Annotated in this window: 19 protein-coding genes and 1 tRNA gene; 12 read left to right on the forward strand and 8 right to left on the reverse strand. The window is 65.2% G+C overall.

The window, feature by feature from the left end; translation table 11 throughout:
• The first annotated feature begins 173 nt into the window (after window positions 1-173).
• From CA260_RS01140 to CA260_RS01150, 3 genes are all read left to right on the forward strand, one after another.
• Window positions 174-893: a lysoplasmalogenase gene (locus CA260_RS01140; RefSeq protein ID WP_111980637.1), complete on the forward strand. Its 720-nt coding sequence runs from the start codon at window positions 174-176 to the stop codon at window positions 891-893.
• On the forward strand, window positions 890-2,158 hold the full coding sequence (locus CA260_RS01145; protein WP_111980638.1) for a sterol desaturase family protein: 1,269 nt from the start codon (window positions 890-892) through the stop codon (window positions 2,156-2,158). The genes CA260_RS01140 and CA260_RS01145 overlap by 4 nt, the downstream gene beginning before the upstream one ends.
• A gap of 82 nt (window positions 2,159-2,240) precedes the next feature.
• Window positions 2,241-3,674, forward strand: coding sequence for an amino acid permease (locus CA260_RS01150; RefSeq protein WP_111980639.1), 1,434 nt, complete (start codon window positions 2,241-2,243; stop codon window positions 3,672-3,674).
• A gap of 200 nt (window positions 3,675-3,874) precedes the next feature.
• Here CA260_RS01150 and CA260_RS01155 read toward each other — a convergent pair whose 3' ends face one another.
• Window positions 3,875-4,459, reverse strand: a complete 585-nt coding sequence (locus tag CA260_RS01155; RefSeq protein ID WP_172461684.1) for an outer membrane beta-barrel protein — start codon at window positions 4,457-4,459, stop codon at window positions 3,875-3,877.
• Window positions 4,460-4,720: 261 nt separating this feature from the next.
• Between CA260_RS01155 and CA260_RS01160 the strand changes: the two genes are divergently transcribed.
• The 6 genes from CA260_RS01160 (at window position 4,721) to CA260_RS01185 (ending at window position 9,912) form a co-directional block, all read left to right on the forward strand.
• Window positions 4,721-6,619, forward strand: a complete 1,899-nt coding sequence (locus CA260_RS01160; RefSeq protein ID WP_111980641.1) for a M61 family metallopeptidase — start codon at window positions 4,721-4,723, stop codon at window positions 6,617-6,619.
• Between the two features lie 906 nt (window positions 6,620-7,525).
• Window positions 7,526-7,602 (forward strand) — tRNA-Arg (locus tag CA260_RS01165).
• 225 nt (window positions 7,603-7,827) lie between these two features.
• Complete coding sequence (locus CA260_RS01170) at window positions 7,828-8,253, forward strand: YeeE/YedE family protein (RefSeq protein WP_111980642.1); 426 nt, start codon at window positions 7,828-7,830, stop codon at window positions 8,251-8,253.
• Window positions 8,250-8,687 (forward strand): DUF6691 family protein, encoded by a 438-nt coding sequence (locus CA260_RS01175; RefSeq protein ID WP_111980643.1) that lies wholly within the window; start codon window positions 8,250-8,252, stop codon window positions 8,685-8,687. The genes CA260_RS01170 and CA260_RS01175 overlap by 4 nt, the downstream gene beginning before the upstream one ends.
• On the forward strand, window positions 8,684-9,550 hold the full coding sequence (locus CA260_RS01180) for an MBL fold metallo-hydrolase (RefSeq protein ID WP_111980644.1): 867 nt from the start codon (window positions 8,684-8,686) through the stop codon (window positions 9,548-9,550). Before CA260_RS01175 ends, CA260_RS01180 begins: the two co-directional genes overlap by 4 nt.
• A gap of 14 nt (window positions 9,551-9,564) precedes the next feature.
• Window positions 9,565-9,912 carry an ArsR/SmtB family transcription factor gene (locus tag CA260_RS01185; protein ID WP_238149582.1) on the forward strand — a complete coding sequence of 116 codons (348 nt, stop codon included), beginning with the start codon at window positions 9,565-9,567 and terminating at the stop codon, window positions 9,910-9,912.
• A 75-nt stretch (window positions 9,913-9,987) separates the two neighbouring features.
• Here CA260_RS01185 and CA260_RS01190 read toward each other — a convergent pair whose 3' ends face one another.
• Window positions 9,988-10,194: a CsbD family protein gene (locus CA260_RS01190; protein WP_111980645.1), complete on the reverse strand. Its 207-nt coding sequence runs from the start codon at window positions 10,192-10,194 to the stop codon at window positions 9,988-9,990.
• A gap of 279 nt (window positions 10,195-10,473) precedes the next feature.
• On the opposite strand from CA260_RS01190, the gene CA260_RS01195 reads away from it, so the two are divergent.
• A complete protein-coding gene (locus tag CA260_RS01195) occupies window positions 10,474-11,025 on the forward strand; it encodes an HdeD family acid-resistance protein (RefSeq protein WP_111980646.1) in 552 nt (183 codons plus the stop codon).
• A gap of 68 nt (window positions 11,026-11,093) precedes the next feature.
• Here CA260_RS01195 and CA260_RS21045 read toward each other — a convergent pair whose 3' ends face one another.
• Entirely contained in the window at window positions 11,094-11,699 is a 606-nt protein-coding gene (locus CA260_RS21045; protein WP_172461685.1) for a hypothetical protein, read from the reverse strand.
• A 159-nt stretch (window positions 11,700-11,858) separates the two neighbouring features.
• Window positions 11,859-12,683, reverse strand: coding sequence for an NADPH-dependent 7-cyano-7-deazaguanine reductase QueF (gene queF / locus CA260_RS01210; protein WP_111980649.1), 825 nt, complete (start codon window positions 12,681-12,683; stop codon window positions 11,859-11,861).
• 131 nt (window positions 12,684-12,814) lie between these two features.
• Between queF and CA260_RS01215 the strand changes: the two genes are divergently transcribed.
• Entirely contained in the window at window positions 12,815-14,782 is a 1,968-nt protein-coding gene (locus tag CA260_RS01215) for a M1 family metallopeptidase (RefSeq protein WP_111980650.1), read from the forward strand.
• Between the two features lie 138 nt (window positions 14,783-14,920).
• On the forward strand, window positions 14,921-17,089 hold the full coding sequence (locus CA260_RS01220) for a penicillin acylase family protein (RefSeq protein ID WP_172461792.1): 2,169 nt from the start codon (window positions 14,921-14,923) through the stop codon (window positions 17,087-17,089).
• Window positions 17,090-17,134: 45 nt separating this feature from the next.
• Here CA260_RS01220 and CA260_RS01225 read toward each other — a convergent pair whose 3' ends face one another.
• The 4 genes from CA260_RS01225 to CA260_RS01240 form a co-directional block, all read right to left on the reverse strand.
• Window positions 17,135-17,401, reverse strand: a complete 267-nt coding sequence (locus CA260_RS01225; protein WP_111980652.1) for a hypothetical protein — start codon at window positions 17,399-17,401, stop codon at window positions 17,135-17,137.
• A 179-nt stretch (window positions 17,402-17,580) separates the two neighbouring features.
• Window positions 17,581-18,972: a sensor histidine kinase gene (locus CA260_RS01230; RefSeq protein WP_172461686.1), complete on the reverse strand. Its 1,392-nt coding sequence runs from the start codon at window positions 18,970-18,972 to the stop codon at window positions 17,581-17,583.
• Window positions 18,969-19,634, reverse strand: a complete 666-nt coding sequence (locus CA260_RS01235; RefSeq protein WP_111980653.1) for a response regulator — start codon at window positions 19,632-19,634, stop codon at window positions 18,969-18,971. The genes CA260_RS01230 and CA260_RS01235 overlap by 4 nt, the downstream gene beginning before the upstream one ends.
• Window positions 19,635-19,760: 126 nt before the next feature.
• Window positions 19,761-20,456 carry a phosphatase PAP2 family protein gene (locus CA260_RS01240; RefSeq protein WP_111980654.1) on the reverse strand — a complete coding sequence of 232 codons (696 nt, stop codon included), beginning with the start codon at window positions 20,454-20,456 and terminating at the stop codon, window positions 19,761-19,763.
• Window positions 20,457-20,474 lie beyond the last annotated feature (18 nt).

Consider the following 20,474-nt stretch of genomic DNA (forward strand, 5'->3'; position numbering starts at 1 on the left):
CTCCCGGCCTCGCCGGGAGCACATAACGGTCGCTGGGTCATCGAGAAGCCGGCTCATGGTCCAGCTCGCCACCACGGTGCTGGCAGCGTCGGGTAGCGCCTCGCGACGGCATGACGAGGAACGCGGACCGTCTTACTATCTGGATTCGAGCAAGGGGTCTGGGGAATCCGGGGATGTCCGTTTCAAACGTCGTCGTGGCACCGGTTGTGTCGCGCAGGATCGATGTGGGAATCGCGCTGGCTGCCGTCGCCGCGATCATCGGCGCGACGTTCGCCACGAGCGGGATCGTGGACGGCTGGCAGGTGCTGCACTGGATCGCCAAGCCGCTGGCGACGCTGCTGATCCTGCGGAAGGCGTGGCTCGGCCGGCCGGAAGTCTCCGCGGTGTATCGGCGCTGGATCGGCATCGGGATGGTTTTTTCCCTGGCCGGCGACGTTCTGCTGATGCTGCCGATGGATGCTTTCGTGGCCGGCCTGGTGGCCTTCCTGCTGGGCCACCTGTGTTCTATCCGGGCGCTCGTCTCCGATACCCGCTTTGCGGCCCGGCCGCTTGCCTTGCTTGGCTGTCTCGCCTACGGCCTGCTCAACCTGTGGGCGTTGTGGCCGACCTTGCCCCGCGCGCTCCATCTGCCGGTGGTGGTCTACGTAGTGGTGCTGGCCAGCATGGGCGGGCAGGCCGTGGCGCGTGCGTGGATGCATGGCGACGACCGGCTGGCCGGGGCCGCGCAGTGGGCGGCGGGTGGTGCGCTGCTGTTCATGCTCAGCGATACACTGCTGGCCTGGGACCGGTTCCGCTTCGCCATCCCGCTTTCGGCACTGTGGGTACTGGCGACCTATTACGCGGCACTGTGGTGCCTGGCGCGCTCGGTCCGACAGACGGGTGATTTCACGTGAATCTGCAGGCCACCATCATCAGCTGGGCAACGCCGGTGTTCTTCGCCCTGATCGGGCTGGAACTGCTGGTGGGCAAGCTGCGCGGCCGGCGCGTGTATCACAGCAGCGACGCCATCAACAGCCTTGGGCTGGGCGTGATCTCGCAGGTCGTGGCGGTCTTCAGCAAGGTGCTGACGCTGGGCATCTACGCCTGGTGCGTGGAGCACCTGGCGATCTTCTCGTTGTCCCCCGGCAGCGCGTGGGTGTGGATCACCGGTCTGCTGTTCTACGACCTCTGCTATTACTGGCTGCACCGCGCCGGCCACGAAGTGAACATCCTCTGGGCTGCCCACGTGGTGCACCACCAGAGCGAGGACTACAACCTCTCCACCGCGCTGCGCCAGACCGGCAGCGGCGTGCTGCTGGGCTGGCTGTTCTACCTGCCGATGGCGATCGCCGGTTACCCGCTCGAAGTGTTCGCGGTGGTCGCCCTGATCGACCTGCTGTACCAGTTCTGGGTGCACACCGAACTGGTCGGGCGACTGGGCTGGTTCGATCGCGTGTTCTGCTCGCCATCCAACCATCGCGCGCATCACGCGGTGAACGACAAGTACCTCGACAGGAACTACGGCGGCGTGCTCATCATCTGGGATCGCCTGTTCGGCACCTTCGTCGAGGAAGACGACAACGACCCGCCGATCTACGGCACGCGTGCGCCGCTGCGCAGCTGGAATCCGCTGTGGGCGAACGTCGAGGTGTACTGGGCCGCGTGGAAGGATGCATGGCACGCGCGGCGCTGGCGCGACAAGCTGCTGGTGTGGATCAAGCCGCCGGGCTGGCGTCCCGCCGATGTAGCCGAGCGTTTTCCCAAGCCCGATTTCGACATCCATCGCCAGCGCTACCAGCCCTCGCTGTCGCGTGGCCTGGTCATCTACAGCCTGGTGCAGTTCGCGCTGCTGCTGGTGATGGCGGTGCAGTTCCTGGATCTGGCCAAGCATCTGCCGGCCGTGTCGCTGGCTGCCTACGCCGCCTTCCTCGTGCTCAGCCTCACGGCGCTGGGTGTGCTTACCGAGGGCAGGCGCAGCGGCGTGGTGATGGAGCTGCTGCGCCTGCTCGTCACCGCGGCCATTCCGCTGTTCACCGGTGGCTGGTTCGGGATGGAGCGGTTAGGTACGGGCATCGTCGCCGTGCTGGTCGCTCTGCCCGCGGTGAGCGCGATCGCGCTCGGGTGGCTGGCCGTCCATACGCCCGCGCAGGCTGACCCGGGGAAGGCGATACCGGGCTGATTCCCCGCCGTTCGCGCGGGTGCAGCGTGGCACGGCCGGGCGCATTCGCTATGATCGCCGCTCACTTAGCGGGGACGAGCGGATGGATTTCCTTAGTAAGCTGGTGCGGCACAAGCCGGTGGAGATGCTGCAGGCCGAGGCCGGCAAGCGTGGCGATTTCCGCCGCGTGCTGGGCCTCTGGCAGCTCACCGCGATCGGTATCGGCGGCATCATCGGCGTCGGCGTCTTCGTGCTCGCGGGCCAGCAGGCGGCGCTCAACGCGGGCCCCGCGGTGGTCATCTCCTTCCTGATCGCCGGCATCGCCAGCGCCGCCGCGGCGCTGTGCTACGCCGAGTTCGCCGGCCTCATCCCGGTCACAGGCAGTGCCTACACCTACGGTTACGCGGTGCTCGGCGAACTCGCCGCATGGTTGATCGGCTGGGACCTGCTGCTGGAATACGCGCTGATCGTGGCGGTCGTGGCGATAGGCTGGTCCGGCTACGTGCAGTCGGCGCTCACCAGCATGGGCATTCATTTGCCGGTATGGGCGCAGGGCGCCATAGGTACCGGCGAAGGCCACGTGTTCAACGTGATCGCCGCGGCGGTGACCTTGGGCGTGTCGGCATTGCTCACGTTCCGCACCGAGTGGGGTGCACGCTTCAATACGCTGGTGGTGGCGATCAAGGTCGCCGCGGTGGCGCTGGTGATCGGCGTAGGCGTGTTCTACGTGAACCCGTCGAACTGGGTGCCGTTCATTCCAGAGCGCATCACCGGTGCCGATGGTGTGTCGCACTTCGGTTTCTCGGGCGTCGCCACGGCGGCGGCGGTAGTGTTCTTTGCGGTGTTCGGCTACGACACGCTCACCACGGCGGCGGAAGAGTCGAAGAATCCGCAGCGTGACCTGCCGCGCGCAGTGCTGCTGTCGCTCGGTATTTCGATGGCGATGTATCTCGCCGTGTCGCTGGTGCTGACCGGCATCGCGCACTACGACACGCTCAATACCGATGCGCCGGTGGCTGATGCGTTCAAGGGCCTGGGCCTGCATTGGGTGGCGCTGACGGTATCGGTGTCGGCCGTGTTCGGCCTGATCAGCGTGCTGTTTGCCTTCATGCTTGGCGCATCACGCATCTGGTACGCGCTGGCACGCGATGGCCTGCTGCCGGGCTGGTTTGCGCACGTGCATCCACGCTATGGCACGCCGCATCGCCCGACCATCGCGCTTGGTGTGTTCACCGCGTTGGTGGCGGGTTCGACGCCGATCCAGAAGGTCGCCGAGCTGGTCAACATCGGCGTGCTGTCGGCCTTCATCGTGATCTGCAGCTCGGTGCTGATCCTGCGCAAGCGCAAGCCGGAACTGCCGCGCGCGTTCCGCACCCCGCTGGTGCCGCTGGTGCCGCTGATCGGTATCGCCTTCTCGATCTGGCTGCTGTCCGAGTTGCCGGCGATCACCTGGAAAGTGTTCCTGATCTGGGTGAGCCTGGGAATGGTGATCTACCTGGGCTACGGCATGAAGCACAGCAAGCTGGAGAAGCTCTGATCGGTCGCGTTGTAGGAGCGCACCCAGTGCGCGACCGCAACCCATCGGTGTGTTCGTGAAGGCGGTTTCGCGGTTGTATCGAGCTTCCGCTTCACTGCTTCGTAGGCTTTTCGCGCACTGGGTGCGCTCCTACAAAAGAACGATTGTCCAAAGAAAAACGGCCGCTTTCGCGGCCGTTTTTTTTCACCTACCGCAAATGCTTAGAAGCGGTATTCCACCGACGCCGAGTAGGCGGCGATGTTGGTGTTGAGCTGCGACTGGCTGGCGCCGGCACGGCCGTACTTCACGTGGTAGTTGTCGTAGTTCAGCGCCAGGCTGACGTTCTTCGTAACGTCGTAGCCCACGCCTGCACCGGCGTACCAGCCGTTGTTCCAGCTCTTCTCCGAGGCGGACACGTTGCCGACGGTGACGCCGGCGGTGGTGCGCGAACGCAGGTAGCCGCCATGACCGGTGACGTACCAGTTGTTGTAGAAGTTGTACTTGGCGGTCACACCCAGCTGCGCCACGCGCGGCTTGGCCCAGGTGCTGACGAAGTCGGTGTTGTCCTTGCCCTTGCCGAGGTCGGCGTAGCCGATTTCGGCGCCGACGATGCCGTTCCAGCGCCAGCCGAAGCGCACGTTGTAGAACGCATCGGTCTTGTCGGAGATGCCGCCGACGCGGTAGTTGCTCTGGCCGAGGTTGCCGGCGACAAAGAAGTTGTCGAGCTGGTTGTTCTCGTCGGCCTTGGCGGCGAACGGCGAAACGGCAGCGACGGCCAAGGCGGCCGCGATGAAAGACTTGTTCATGGAATGCTCCATCATTTTCTTGTGTCCGATGCGACGCCTAAGGGGGAAGGACGCATCGGTCCGCGTGGGGATCGCGGCGGCGAAAGGATACGGGCATTCGTCGCGGATGCAGCAGGTGCGACATTCCGCGGGACGGGCGAGGTTCAGACACCGCCATGACCAATGGCAGGGGGTGCGATGTGCATTGTCGCACTAGCATCGGAGGTTCATGTTTCGTGCAGCTTCGTGTTGCGTTGCACGAATTTCCACAGGAGAACCTTCTTGAAAGCCTCGCGTCTCGCTTCCGCCATCCTCGCTTCGGCCTTTGGCCTGGGCAGCTTCGCCGCACTCGCCGATGTGCCCGCGCCGCAGGACATTCCGTTCGACGGCGTGTTGAAGATCCATGTCGATGCCACCGACATCGCGCATCGCGTGTTCCGCGTGCACGAAGTGGTGCCGGCGAAGCAGGGCCCGCTCACGCTGCTGTATCCGCAGTGGCTGCCAGGCAACCATTCGCCGACCGGTTCGATCGACAAGCTGGCGGGCCTGGTGGTGAAGGCGAACGGCAAGGTGATCCCGTGGAAGCGCGATCCACTCAACGTGTTTGCGTTCCACGTCGACGTGCCCGAAGGCGCGAACAGCGTGGACGTGGAATTCCAGTTCCTCTCCGCGCAGGACACCCGCCAGGGCCGCGTGGTGATGACGCCGGAAATGCTCAACCTGCAGTGGAATTCGGTGTCGCTGTATCCGGCCGGCTACTTCGCCAGCCGCATCAAGGCCGAGACCACCGTGACCTTCCCGGCCGGCTGGCAGTACGGCAGCGCGCTGGAAATGGCCTCGCGCAGCGGCGACACGGTGAGCTTCAAGCCGATCGACTATGACGACCTGGTCGATTCGCCGATCTACGCCGGCAAGTACTTCAAGCGCGTGGATCTCGACCCGGGCGCGAAGACGCCGGTATTCATCAACATCGTGGCGGACGATCCGAAGTTCCTGGAGATCAAGCCCGAGCAGTTGAAGGTGCACCAGAACCTCGTGCAGCAGATGTACAAGCTGTACGGCGCGCACCACTACAACCACTACGACTTCCTGTTCTCGCTGAGCGACAAGATGTCGGGCAACGGCCTGGAGCACCACCGTTCGAGCGAGAACGGCGTGGGCACCGGCTACTTCACCGAGTGGGACAAGAACGTCGTCATGCGCGACCTGCTCTCGCATGAGTTCAATCACTCGTGGGACGGCAAGTATCGTCGCGGCGCCGACCTCACCACGCCGAACTTCAACGTGCCGATGGGCGACTCGCTGCTGTGGGTGTACGAAGGCCAGACGCAGTTCTGGGGTTACGTGATGGCCGCGCGCTCGGGCCTGTGGAAGCAGGAAGACGCGCTGGACATGCTGGCCAATGTCGCCGCCACCTACGACAAGGGTCGTCCGGGCCTGCAGCAGTGGCGCAACATCCAGGACACCACCAACGACCCGATCATCGCGATGCGCCGCCCGCTGCCGTATCGCAATTACCAGATGAGCGAGGACTACTACTCCGGTGGCCAGATGATCTGGATGGATGTCGATGGCAAGCTGCGTGACCTCACCGGCAACAAGCGCTCCATCGACGATTTCGCCAAGGCGTTCTTCGGCATGAAGAACGGCGAATGGGACGTCAACACCTACACCTTCGAAGACGTGGTGAAGACGCTCAACGACATCACGCCGTACGACTGGACCACCTACCTGCGCGACCGTCTCGACGGCCACGGCCCGCTGATCGGCGGCTTCGAGGCGAATGGCTGGAAGCTGGTGTACAACGACAAGCCCTCGGCCGTGACCAAGGCGGTGGAAGCACGCATGGGCGGCGCCAACCTCACCTATTCGCTGGGCGTCGCGGTGGGCAAGGGCGGCGACATCGCCGATGTGCTGTGGGACGGCCCTGCCTTCAAGGCCGGCCTGTCGCCGGGCATGAAGCTCGTTGCGGTCAACGGCAAGGAATACTCCAGCGACGCCATCAAGGATGCCGTCACCGCTGCGTCGAAGGACAAGAACCAGCCGGTCGAACTGCTGGTGAAGAACTTCGACGAGTACAAGACGATCCGCATCGATTACCACGACGGCCTGAAGTATCCGCACCTCGAGCGCATCAACGGCAAGGCCGACCGCCTGTCGGAGCTGTTGAAGGCGCGTTGATGAGGGGTTTGTCTCTTTCCTGAGAGGCAGGTCCATGCAGCGGGGCTCGCGATGATATCGCGAGCCCCGTTTCGTTCTAGCCCTTGTAGGAGCGCACCCGGTGCGCGATTGCTCCCACGGTTGTGCGAGCTGTAACTCCCTCTCCCTTCGGCGACCCGAAGGTAGTCCCTGTGGGAGAGAGGGTTGGGGAGAGGGTGCGATTCTCGCCCCTGTTCGTCATCACTGCGCAGGCCTGACGAGCTTTACAACAGCGAAGCTGGTCATCCAGCGACTTTCGCTTTTGATCTTGCGTTTTCGCCAGTTTGTTCGCCTGCGACCGAAGGAAGTCCCCGTGGGACCGCGGGCTTCCGAGCCGCTGCCGCGGCCCGGGTTACTTTCTCTTGCTTGCCCAAGTCCCACAGGGATTAGCTTCGCGTCAGAAAGTAACCAAAGAGAAAGGCACCCTGCGTGGCGCTGTCTGGTCCTGCGACCCAGCCAGTCCGTGAGGGCCGGCCGGGTTTTTCGACCGGACTCCTGCCCGGACGAAACGTGCCCGACATCCCTGTCGGGCACCCCTGCGGGGCCTGATCGTCCACCCCTCACCGTCACACAGGGGGTTGGGTGACGGCTCGTGCCGCTGCGCGGCACATCGTTTCGCGGAGCGACGGGCGCGTTTCGTTGTAGGAGCGCACCCAGTGCGCGACCGTGGACCGGCATGCTCGCCGCATTCACGACTGTCGGCACTGCGCAGGACGAGGTACGTTGTAACGCTGCGATCGCGCACTGGGTGCGCTCCTACAGGAAAGGGAAGGGTGGAGGCCGCCCGGCGAGCCCAGGGAAGCCCGCATGGGCGCTCGCGCCCAACTCCGCTATACTGCGCGTCCGCCGTGCGAAAGAGGCTGTGCCTCGACGCCGTGCAACGCTTATGCGCCCGTAGCTCAGCCGGATAGAGTAGTGGCTTCCGAAGCCATTGGTCGGGGGTTCGAATCCCTCCGGGCGCGCCAGTCGTGAAGAACCCTTCCCGGTTCCGGGGAGGGTTTTTTATTCCCGGGCCGGCATCAGGGGATGGACGGCGGGTCGGGATTTCCGGCTTCGCCGGGGCTATGGCACACGGTACCGATCGGAGTCGCTTCGCGCCGCGCCGATTCCTCGAATGTTCGACTTTTGCACAGCCGCCCCGCCCCATATATATTCAAATAATCGAATATATGAATATTTGAGCCATCCCCATGCATCCCTGGCTGCTTTCCGCGATCGGCGGCGTTCTCATCGGGCTATCGGCCGTGTTGCTGATGGGGGCGCTTGGGCGCATTGCGGGGATCAGCGGCATCGCCGGCGGGCTGGTCGTCGGTGCGGGTGATCGCGCTTGGCGTATCGCGTTCATCGTGGGCCTGGTGGCGGGGCCGTGGTTGCTGCAGTGGTGGCAGGGTGACAGCGGGATCGGTTTGCCGCAGGTGCGCTGGCCGTGGATGGCCCTCGCCGGTTTGCTGGTGGGGTTCGGCACGCGGTTGGGCGGCGGGTGCACGAGCGGCCATGGTGTATGCGGCATCGCACGCCTGTCGCCACGATCGCTGCTGGCCACCGCGGTGTTCGTAGCGACCAGCATGGCGACGGCATTCGTGATGCGGCATATGCTGGGAGGGGCTGGTGCATGAAGGCGTGGACCGCGTTGCTGGCAGGTGTGCTCTTTGGCCTGGGACTGACCCTCGCCGGCATGACGCAGCCTGCCGTGGTGCTGGGGTTTCTCGATCTGGCGGGCGCGTGGAATCCGCGCCTGGTGTTCGTGATGGCGGGCGCGGTGGTGACCACCGCGATAGGCTATCGGTGGGTGTGGCGTGGGCAGCGACCCTGGCTCGATGCGTCGTTCCAGCTGCCTGCCGTGCGTCGAATCGATGGTCGCCTGCTGCTCGGGGCCGCGCTGTTCGGCATCGGCTGGGGTATCGCCGGCTATTGCCCGGGACCGGCACTGGCTTCGCTGGGTGCAGGCCTGGCGCCGGTGTTCCTGTTGGTGGCCATGATGGTGCTGGGTTGGTGGTTGGCGGCGAGGCTGCCGGATCGCAATGCGGACGCGAATGAGGTGAAGCCATGAATCGACCTGACGTAAAGGCGTTTTTCGACGAGTCGACCAACACCTTCAGCTACGTGGTGTGGGATCCGTCCACGCGCATGGCGGCGGTGATCGACAGCGTGCTGGATTACGACGCGGCCTCCGGACGCATCCGGCACGATTCGGCGGACGCCATGATCGGCTTCATCGAGTCGAACGGCCTTACGCTGGAATGGGTGATCGACACCCATGTGCATGCGGACCATCTGTCGGCGGCGCCCTATGTGAAGTCGCGGCTGGGTGGTCGATTGGCGATTGGCGAACACATCCGTGAGGTACAGCGGGTATTCGGCGAGCTGTTCAATGCGGGGCCCGCGTTCTCGCGCGACGGCAGCCAGTTCGATCACCTGTTCAAGGATGGCGAACGTTACACACTGGGCAGCATCGACGCGGTGGCCCTGCACACGCCGGGTCATACCCCGGCATGCATGACGCACGTGATCGGCGATGCCGCCTTCGTGGGCGATACGTTGTTCATGCCGGACTACGGCACGGCGCGTTGCGACTTTCCCGGCGGCGACGCGCGCACGCTTTATCGCTCGATCCAGCGGATCTTCGCGTTGCCGCCGTCCACCCGGGTGTTCCTGTGCCACGACTACAAGGCGCCGGGGCGCGATGTGTTTTCCTACGAGACCACCGTGGCCCAGGAATTGAGCGGCAACGTCCATGTGCGCGAGGGCATCGACGAGCAGGCTTTCGTGCAGCTGCGCGAGAGCCGCGACGCCACGCTGCCGGTGCCGCGCCTGCTGCTGCCGTCGGTGCAGGTGAACATGCGCGCCGGGCAGTTGCCTGCGGCGGACGACAACGGCATCAGCTACCTGAAGATTCCCCTCAACGCCTTTTGACGAAACCGATCGCGATGAACCGCTCCGCAAAATCCGCTGCAGTACGACGCCGCAAGCCGACCATCGACACGGCGTCCATGCAGCGTCACGCCGATGAAGCGGTGGCGATACTCAAGGCCATGGGCAGCCCGAACCGGCTCATGCTGTTGTGCGAACTGCTGGAAGGAGAGCGCTCGGTCAACGACCTGGCAACGTCGCTCGACCTGGCGCAGAGCGCCGTCTCGCAACACCTGTCGCTGCTGCGGCGCGATGGCCTCGTTGCCGGGCGACGCGAGGGACAGTCGATCTACTACGTGATCAGCGACGAGCGCGTGCACGCACTCATGGCAAAGCTGTTCGACCTGTTCTGCGCGAACGATTGAGCCCGCTGCGTCGTTGCGGCGAGCCCGGTCGTCGGGCCCTCTCCCCCTGTGGGGGAGAGGGCTTCCCCGGGACGATCAGTGGTGCCGGATCTCTTTCTCGAAATCCTTGACCTGCTTGTCGGCCTCGTCGCGCGCCATGCCATAGCGCTCCTGCAACCTGCCCGAGAGATATTCGGCGTTGCCTTCGGCGACCTTCAGGTCGTCATCCGTCAGCTTGCCCCATTGCTTCTTGATCTTGCCGCTGAGCTGCTTCCAATTGCCCTGGATGGTGTCCTGATTCATTTGGTCTTACCTCATGAAGGTGGAAGAGATGCAATGCGCATTGCGGTATCGATTCGAGCAGTGCCGCAGTTAAGGACGCGTTTCCTTCGTGTCGCTGATGAGTCTTCGCGTTGCCCGGCGGCATGAGATGTGATGCGACGTTCGCGTCACGTCGACATGAAAGATGCGTCGATGCGTCTCGGTGTTTCGGGCGACAGCGCTGGGCTGCGCCCAAACACGGGCCGAGACAAAAGACGGCGGCCAAGTGGCCGCTTCCCAAACAGCAAGGAGGGTCGCGTCATGGCATTTGCATTACGCAAAGGGGTGGGCCGTACCGGTTGGCTGCTGATCATCTACGGGGCGATCTCGATCCTGTTTGGATTGAGCGCGCTGTTGTGGCCAGGCACTACCGTGATCGCCTTGGCCTGGGCATTCGGCGTGATGTCGCTGGCCGAAGGCATCGTCAGCGTGTTTGCGTTGTTCAACCGCGAGGTTGCGATCTCGCGGGGTTGGCTCGTGCTCTATGCCCTCGCGTCCATCGTGTTCGGGCTGCTGGCGATCTGGCATCCGCTGGCGGTGGTGAGCGTGCTGCTGATCTTCCTCGCGGTATGGCTGATCGTGGCCGGCATCTACCGCATCGTGTTCGCGATCCGCGTGCGCAAGGAGATCGAAGGCGAATGGATGATCGCGCTCAGTGGCGTGCTGGCCATTCTCCTGGGCGGTCTGTTCATTGCCTATCCCGGCGCGGGATTGCTCACCATCGCGGTGTGGATCGGAGTGGCGGCGCTGGTTTACGGCGTGCTGCAGCTGGCGGCCGGCATCCGGTTGCACAAGGTGAAGGCCGTGCTTTGAAGCGCGCGCAGCGGCCGTAAAAACGAAAAGGCGCCCGAGGGCGCCTTTTCGCTCATGGCGTAAAGCACTCAGCCGCGGACGATGAAATCCTCGCTGGCCACGGTCCGCCCGTTGAGCGAGATCTCCACCTTGTACCTGCCCTGCGGCCACGCATTCGGGTTTTCCACCTTGAACGTGGTGACCGCCGGTCCCGTCGTGGCGATGGACTCGCTGGTGGTGCTGAACGGCTGTTCCTTGCCCTCCACGTAGCTCCACTTGGCATTCAACGTCGCGTTGTCGGTGTTGCCGGTGGTGGCGACGCTCGCGTAGATGTCCTTGTCCTGCGGCTTGAAGCTGCGCTGCTCGCGGCTGATCGCCAGTGAAGCATCGACCGCGCTGCCGATGGTCACGGAGGTGACCTTGATGTTGTCGGCGGGCTTGAGGCTCGCGGATTTGCCAGACGTCGTGGCAGGAGCGGGCGTCGTGCCGGTTGGTGCCGGCGTGGTGCTGGGCGCAGGCGTCGGCAATGTCGTGGAGGTCGGCGCCGGTGTGGCCGGCGCCGGGGCGCTGGCGGCAGGTGCGCCCGGTGGTGGCGTGTTGGTTTGCTGCTCGTCCTTCTTGCCGCACGCGCTGAGCATCAGCAGGCCGGCAAGGGTCGCGCAGTACAGAGCGGTGTTGCGTGCCTGAATTCTCATGACTGACCCCGTGGCTGGTGGCGGAACACACACCCGACCGGCGAAGCCGATTGCCGGGCGCCTCGTATGGGACAGGCTAGTCCCGTGGGACTGAAGCCACGGTTACCGAGCGTCTCACGCGATGCATGACTGGCACGGGTGCAACAAGTGAACATCGCGTTATTGCCGCGCTCCGCGCGGATTGTCCGGCGTTTCCGTCCCCGTGCTGCGATAGGGGTTGATATCCAGGCCACCGCGCCGCGTGTAACGCGCATACACGCTGAGCTGTTCCGGCCGGCAACGCGCCATCACATCCACGAAGATGCGTTCCACGCATTGCTCGTGGAATTCGTTGTGGTTGCGGAAGGAAACGAGGTAGCGCAGCAGGCCCTCGCGGTCGATCGGCGCACCGCGATAGCGGATCTGCACGCTGCCCCAGTCGGGCTGGCCAGTCACCGGGCAATTGGAGCGCAGCAGGTCCGAGACCAGTGTTTCTTCCAGGACGGCAAGCGCGGCATCGGCCTTGAGGTAGTCGGCGCGCGGCGGGCCGTAGTCGCTGATTTCCAGGTCCTGGCCGTCGATGGATTCGCCGGCCAGATCGGTGGTGGCATGTCCCTTCGCGCGTGGCTCGGTCAGCAGCACCTGCACGGGTGCGCCGGCGGCGGCGGAGAGATCGCGCAGCAGCGCCGCCAGCAGGGCGTCGGTGCTGGCCATGCGTTCCTGCGAGAAGCCGTTGAGGTACAGCTTGAACGACTTCGACTCGATGATGTTCGGCGATTCGGCGGGGATGCGGAATTCGGCCAGCGCGGCCACCGGCTTGCCGCGCGCATCCAGCCAGGAGAGTTCGTAGGCGTTCCAGATGTCGATGCCATGGAACGGCAGCGGCTGGGTGACGCCGATCTCGTCGCGCTTGGCGCTGCGCGGGATGGGGAAAAGCAGGGCAGGGTCGTAGCGGTCGGCGTAGACGGTAGTCTTGCCGAGGGGGGAATGTTCGGGGGTACTCATGCCGCCATTCTACCGTCCCTCGCCGTGGGACACCGGTTCACGGCCCCGCACCATGACGATTGGCCCGGTTCATCCGCCCAGGCGGTTCCTATAGTGTCCGGTGAAGATCCTGGGGAGCTCGAGGAAAACCGATGAAGAAACTCGTCCTGGCCGGCCGCGTCGCGGCGGGCCTGCTCGTGGCCGGCGCCGTGAACGCGCCCGTATTCGCCGACGGCACGGACGCCGCCTTCGACCCCCAGGCGCTGTTTGCACCGCTTTCCCTGCCGCATGCGCCCAACGCGTTCCGTGGCGGCGCAGGCAAGCCCGGCCCGCTGTTCTGGCAGAACCGCGTGGATTACGCCATCCAGGCCGAGATCGACCCCGCGACGCATACCCTGCGTGGCGATGAAACCATCACCTATACCAACCACAGCCCCGATGCGCTCGACGTGCTGTGGGTGCAGCTGGACCAGAACGCCTACCGTCGCGACTCGCGTGGCTCGCTCACATCGCCGCGCCCGCGCAAGGATTTCACCGACGGCTACCAGCTCGACGCGGTGGAAGTGGATGGCAAGCCGGTGCATTTCCTGGTCGACGACACACGCCTGCGCGTCGACCTTCCGCAGGTGCTTGGGGGCAACGGCAAGCAGCTGAAGCTGCGCATCCTCTACCACTACACCGTGCCCGGCACCTGGGGCGGCCGCACCGCGGTGACGCCGACGAAGAACGGCGACATCTACGAAATCGCGCAGTGGTTCCCGCGCATGGCGGTGTACGACGACCTGCGCGGCTGGGACACGCTGCCCTACCTGGGCTCGGAGTTCTATCTGGAATACGGCGACATCGACTACGCCGTCACCGTGCCGTGGAACTACCTGGTGGCCGGTTCGGGTGCGCTCACCAATGCCAAGGACGTACTCACCTCCGCGCAGCAGCAGCGTCTCGCCCAGGCCGCGCAGAGCGATGCCACGGTGATGATCCGCTCGCCGCAGGAAGTGAACGAGCCGTCCAGCCGTCCCAAGCAGAGCGGCACGCTCACCTGGCGCTTCCACATGGATCACACGCGTGACGTGGCCTTTGCCGCGTCGCCCGCCTTCGTGTGGGACGCCGCCCGCATCAACCTGCCCGACGGCAAGCACTCGCTGGCGATGTCGGTGTATCCGGTGGAGGGCGTGGGCAAGGACCAGTGGAATCGCTCGACCGAGTACGTGAAGGGCGCGATCGAGCACTTCTCGTCCAAGTGGTATCCGTACCCCTGGCCCGCCGCGGTGAACCTCGGCGGGCACGGCGCGGGCATGGAGTATCCGGGCATCGTGTTCGATGGCTACGACGACAAGGGCCCGATGCTGTTCTGGATCACGGCACACGAGATCGGGCACACCTGGTTCCCGATGATCGTGGGCTCGGACGAGCGTCGCCACGCGTTCATGGACGAAGGCTTCAACACCTTCATCGACGTGTACGCGTCCGACGCTTTCAACAAGGGCGAATTCGCGCCCAAGCGCGACAGCGAGTACGCGCCCAAGGGCGGCAATCCGGTCGATGAGATCCTGCCGTTGCTGGCCGATCCGAACGCGCCGACGATGATGGCGCCGGCCGACTCGGTGTCCGAGAAGTACCGGCACTCGGTGAGCTACTTCAAGGGCGCGTTGGGTCTGGTGCTGCTGCGCGAGCAGATCCTGGGTCCCGAGCGTTTCGATCCGGCCTTCCGCAAATACATCGCCACGTGGGCGTATCACCATCCATCGCCGTCGGACTTCTTCCGCTTCATGAGCAGCGAAGCGGGCGAGGACCTTTCGTGGTGGTGGCGGGGCTGGTATCTCAACAACTGGCAGCTCGACATGGGCGTGAGTGCTGCCAGCTACGTGGACAACGATCCGTCCAAGGGCGCGATGGTGACGCTGGGTAGCCGGCAGAAGCTGGTGATGCCGGCCACGCTGCGCATCGACTTCGCTGACGGCACGCATGAGGATGAACGCGTGCCGGTGGAGGCGTGGCGCCAGAGCGTGACGCCCAAGCTGGCGTTGCACACCAGCAAGCGCATCAGCAAGCTCACGCTCGATCCGGATCACAAGCTGCCTGACGCGGACCGCAGCAACAACAGCTACGCGATGCCCTGATTGCTCGTCATCCCGGCCTGCGCCGGGATGACGGCGGAGAGGGGCGCGGTGAGCGCACGCACGACGCCACGACAGAGCCCTATGAGAACCGACCACGTGACCATCAAGCCAACCTTCAAGTTCTCGCGTCACCACGCCATGCAGTCGCTCTACTTTGCCGTGCTTCTCGCTCTGGGTACGACCGCTTCGGCACAAACCCAGGACGCCGCGCGCTGGCAGGCCGAAGCGAAGGCCGTCACCATCACCCGCGACGACTGGGGCATCGCCCACGTGCACGGCAAGACCGATGCGGATGCGGTATTCGGCATGGCCTATACGCAGGCCGAAGACGACTTCAATCGCGTCGAGACCAACTACCTCAATTCGCTGGGCTGGCTCGCGCAGGCGGAAGGCGAGCAGGCGATCTGGTCCGATCTGCGCCAGCAGCTGTGGATCGATCCGGTGGAGCTCAAGCGTCTCTACGCGAAGAGTCCCGGCTGGCTGAAGGAGCTGATGAATGCCTGGGCGGATGGCCTCAACTATTACCTGGCCACGCATCCGGACGTGCATCCGCGCGTGATCACGCACTTCGAGCCGTGGATGGCGCTGAGTTTCAGTGAGGGCAGCATCGGCGGCGACATCGAGCGCGTCTCGCTGAAGGATCTGCAGGCGTTCTACGGCAAGACCGGCGACAAGGTCGCGTTCGTCGACACGCCGTCGAGCTGGGTCGAGCCCACGGGTTCCAACGGCATCGCCATCGCGCCCAGGCTCACCGCCGATGGTCATGCGCTGCTGCTGATCAATCCGCACACCTCGTTCTTCTTCCGTTCCGAATTGCAGATGAGCAGCGATGCCGGCCTCGATGCCTACGGCGCGGTGACCTGGGGGCAGTTCTTCATCTACCAGGGTTTCAACAAGCACATCGGCTGGATGCATACCTCCACCACCGCCGACGTGGTGGACGAATTTGCCGAGACCATCCAGCGCGATGGCGGCAAGCTGAGCTATCGCTACGGCAAGGAGCTTCGCCCGGTCACCACGCGCACGATCCGCGTGGCGTACCGCAAGGCGGACGGCTCGAAGGGTGAGCGCAGCTTCACCACCTATGCCACGCATCACGGCCCGGTGGTGCGCGAGCAGGACGGCAAGTGGATCGCCACCGCGCTGATGAACAAGCCGATGGAAGCGCTGGAACAGAGCTGGCTGCGCACCAAGGCGAACGACTTCACCAGCTTCATGAAGATCGCCGAGCTCAAGGCCAACTCGTCGAACAACACCATCTTCGCGGACGACAAGGGCGACATCGCCTATCTGCATCCGCAGTTCATCCCCAAGCGGGACAACCGCTTCGATTACACCAAGCCGGTGGATGGCAGCGATCCCGCCACCGACTGGCAGGGCCTGCTGCCGCTCGATGCCGCGCCGCACCTGCTGAATCCGGCCAATGGCTGGATCATGAACACCAACAACTGGCCCTATTCCGCCGCTGGCGCATACAGCCCCAAGCGCGAGAGCTATCCGCGCTACATGGACAGCGTGGGCGAGAACCCGCGTGGCATCCACGCGACCATGGTGCTGAGCGACAAGCACGACTTCACCATGGCGTCGCTGATCACCTCGGCGTTTGACTCGTACCTGCCTGCGTTCGCGCGACAGCTGCCGATCCTGCTGGCCGACTACGACAAGCTGCCTGCGGCCGATCCGCTGAAGAAGAAACTCGCCGGCCCGATCGCCCTGCTGCGCGGCTGGGACTTTCGCTGGGGCATCGCTTCGATGCCGACCTCGCTGGCGGTGTTCTGGGGCGACACGCTGTGGGACAAGGTGGACAAGTCCGACGTGTCCGAAGGCCTGTCGGTCTACGACATCATGGCCGAGCGCGCCGGAGCGAAGGCGCGCCTCGACGCACTCGCCGAAGCAGCCGATCGCCTGGAGAAGGACTTTGGCAGCTGGGGCGTGCCGTGGGGCGAGGTGAACCGCTACCAGCGCCTCAACAGCGACCTGCAGCAACCGTTCGATGACAGCAAGCCGAGCATCCCGGTGCCGTTCACGTCATCGCGCTGGGGTTCGCTGGCATCGTTCGGCGCGCATCGCTGGCCGGGCACGCGCCGCTACTACGGCACCAGCGGCAACAGCTTCGTCGCGGTGGTGGAATTCGGCGACAAGGTGCGCGCGCGTGCGATCACCGCGGGCGGCGAAAGCGGTCATCCGGCTTCGCCGCACTTCAACGACGAAGCCGAGCGCTACACCACCGGCAACCTGCGCCCGGTGTATTTCTGGCCGGAGGACCTCAAGCAGCACACGGAGCGCAGCTACCACCCCGGTAGCTGACGCCGCGCGGTGAAGGCGTCGCTGGCGCCTTCACCGCGCAACGGATCAATGCCCGTGGCCGTGCGTCTTGGTCTTGGTCAGGCCCTTGCCCTTGGCCTTGTCCTGGGCGACGTCGCTTACCGCCGGGCCGACCTTCTCGTCGTCGGCCTTGGCCGTCTTGCTCATCGCGGACACGGTGTCGCCGTGGATGTCCTTGTCGGTGCTCATGTTGCCGTGATCCGTCGGCATGTGTCCGCCGTGCGCCTGCGGCGCGGCAAACACGGGGGCGGCAACCATCAGGGTCAGGAGGGCTGCGTACTTCAGGGATTGCATGGCTGGCCTCTTCATCGAGTGGCGGGAATCCTCGTCACCAGGACGGGGAGCACACCGTTGCACACCAGTCTTTCGCGGAGCCTGCGTTTCACGCACGAGGGCCGTCCATGCATCGCATCTTTCAGCTCGCGTTGGGCTTGTTCAGCCGGAACGCGAAACGGCAACTGAATCGCCGGGCCTTACGGACATACCAGCGGAATCGACACGCGCACGCGCAGGCCGCGCCCCAGTGGCGAGTCGAGCAGTTCGATCGATGCGCGATGCAGGCTTGCCGCGCGCGCCACGATGGAGAGCCCGAGGCCATAGCCTTCACCGCGGCTGCCGGTTTCGCGATGAAAGCGCGCGAACACCGCGTGCCTGCGTTCGACGGGAATGCCCGGGCCGTCGTCGATCACTTCCAGCGTCGCCTCCTGCCGGCCATGCGTGATGGCGAGCTGGATGCGACCTCCGCGCGGCACATAGCGCAGCGAGTTCTCCAGCAGGTTGCGCAAGAGTGCGACGAGCGCGGGCTCGTAGCCTTGCACCAGCACCGCGTCGCTGCGTTCGGCGAAGGCGAGCTGCACGCCGCGGTCCTCGATCACCGGCCGGAATTCGTCGACGACATGGTCGGCGATGCGCAGCAGATCCACCGCGACCGGGCGGCTCGACGCCGCGCCCACTTCGAGCTTGGCCAGCGCCAGCAGTTGCTCGATGCGATGCGCGAGCGCTGCGGCACTGCCGTGTGCGCCCGCGACGCTGTCGTGGATTTCGTCGAGGTCGACGGTTTCCATCGCGCTTTCGAGGTTGAGCATGATCGAGGCCAGCGGCGTGCGCAGTTCGTGCGCCACGTCGGCGCTGAAACGGCGCTCGCGTTCCAGCGCATCCTCCTGCCGCGCGAGCTGTTCGTTGAGCGCCGCGAGCACGGGGCGGAGTTCCAGCGGCGCACGCGGCAAGACGATGCGCTCGCGGCTGCCCGGTTCGCGCAGCGACAGCGCCGTGGTCAGCGAGGCGAGGGGCCGCAAGCCGCGCGCCACGGCCCAGCCCACCAGCAAGGCCAGCACCGGCAGACCGAGCAGGAAAGGCAGGCCGTGCTCCAGCCACAGCGCATGCACGATCTCCTCGCGGCTGTCGTAACGGTCGGCCACGCGGATCACATATTGGCTGGCGGGATCGACATAGCTGAAGGCGCGCCACACATGGTGCTGCTTCTTCAGGTCGTGATAGGCCGAGTGGTCGTCGGGCGTGGCCGGTAGCGTCATCAGGTTGGCCGTGCCGAGCACCAGCCGGCCCTGCCTGTCGAAGACCTGGAAACCGACGACCGATTCATTGGTCGCCACGTCGCCGGCCGCGCGCACTTCACTGCGCTTGCGCACCGGCACCAGGATGCCTTCACGACCGACGAAGGTGTCCACGCCGGCCTGCTGGATGATGGCGGCGATGGTGTGGGCCGCTTCCGCGAGGCGCGCATCGGAGAGCTGCGCCATCTCGGCGCTGGTGCGCCGGAAGCTGAAGGCGCCCAGCGGCACCAGGCACAGCAACAGCAGCCCGATGATCATCCATCGCAGCCGGCCGCGCAGGCTGTCGTGCTTCACTGCGGATCCCGCGGGATCATGTAGCCGTACGCGCGCACGTTCTGGATGGCATCGAAACTGAGCTTGCGCCGCAGTGAATGCACCAGTACGTCGAGCGCGCTGTCGCCCACCACCTTGTCGCTGCCGTACAGCGAGCTTTCCAGCGTGTCGCGGCGGACCAGGCGGCCGGCGCGCTCCATCAAAGCCTGCAGCAGGGTAAGTTCCTTGCGCGTGAGTTCCACCTTCCTGCCATGGAAGGTCACTTCCAGCGTGGCCAGGTCCAGGCACAAGGCGCCGGCTTCGATGCGGTTGTCCGCCAGGCCCTGCATGCGCCGCGTGAGCGAACGGATGCGCGCAGCGAGTTCGTCGAGATGGAACGGCTTGGTGAGGTAATCGTCGGCCCCGGCGTCCAGGCCGTGCACGCGTGCCTGCACGGCGTCGCGTGCCGTGAGGATCAGCACCGGCGTGCGGATGTGGCTCTGGCGCGCTTCCATCAGCACGTCGAGGCCGTCCTTGCCGGGCAGACCAAGATCGAGCAGCACGAGGTCCGCGAGGGCCTCCTGCATCGCGGCTACCGCATCGGCGCCGTCGGTGAGCCAGGTGACCTTGTACGAGAGGCGTTCCAGTGCGCGCTGGATCGCGGCGCCCAGCTGCAGGTCGTCTTCCACCAGGATGATGTGCACCGTGTTCCCCTCGAAAACGAAGGCCCGCGCAAAAGGCGCGGGCCGCGTCGGACGATTGTCTTGCCGTTTTGTTACCGTCCCGGGTAAGTGCTCATCCCTGAGCGGGGTTCCTCCCGATCGTGATCGTCAATGCGCGGCGAGCCCGGCGGCCTTGAGCTCCGCGCGCGCTTCCGCAAGATCATGCTGCATGGCCGGCGAAGCGAGCATGTCGCCGGCCAGGGCCTGGCCGAATTCGCGTCCGGCATAGATGTCCTGCAGGGTGTGCACGCCCTTCACCACGCGACGCCAGCCGATGTCGCGCGACTCCTGCATGATGGCGTCCGCATCCTGCGGAAACAGCTGCACCAGCAGGATCGCGTCCACCGTGGCGCGGCTGGAATGGCCGCTGGGATAGCCGTAGCTCTTCTTGGCCGCCTTCGCCGGATCCAGCGCGCAGGCCGAAGCCGGGGGACAGGGACGGGGACGCTTCCAGTGGTTCTTGGAGAGATCCACCGCTTCCTTGGTCTCGTGCTCCGCCTCCTTGAACAGCGCCGCCACGTGGGGCAGCTTGTCCGCGCGAAAGCCCGGACCGATCACCTCGGCGAAGTCGAACACGTCGAACTTCTCTTCCTGCTGGGCGCGGGTGAAATCCGCGGTCGAGCGCGCCGCGAAGGCGCGATCGGTGGCGGCGTAATCGGCAAGGTCTTCCGCGCTGCCCGGCGCGCTGGGCGCGGGCAGGGCAGCCATGGCCTGGTTCACCTGGGGGGTGGTCAGGTAGGGATTGCCGGCATGCGCGAGCAACGGCGTGGCGAGCAACAGTGCAGCGAGGGCTTGTTTCATCATCGTCGTCGGCACCGGGTG

Origin of the sequence: Dyella jiangningensis (assembly GCF_003264855.1) — a bacterium.
In the GTDB taxonomy this organism is placed as follows: Bacteria; Pseudomonadota; Gammaproteobacteria; order Xanthomonadales; family Rhodanobacteraceae; genus Dyella; species Dyella jiangningensis_C.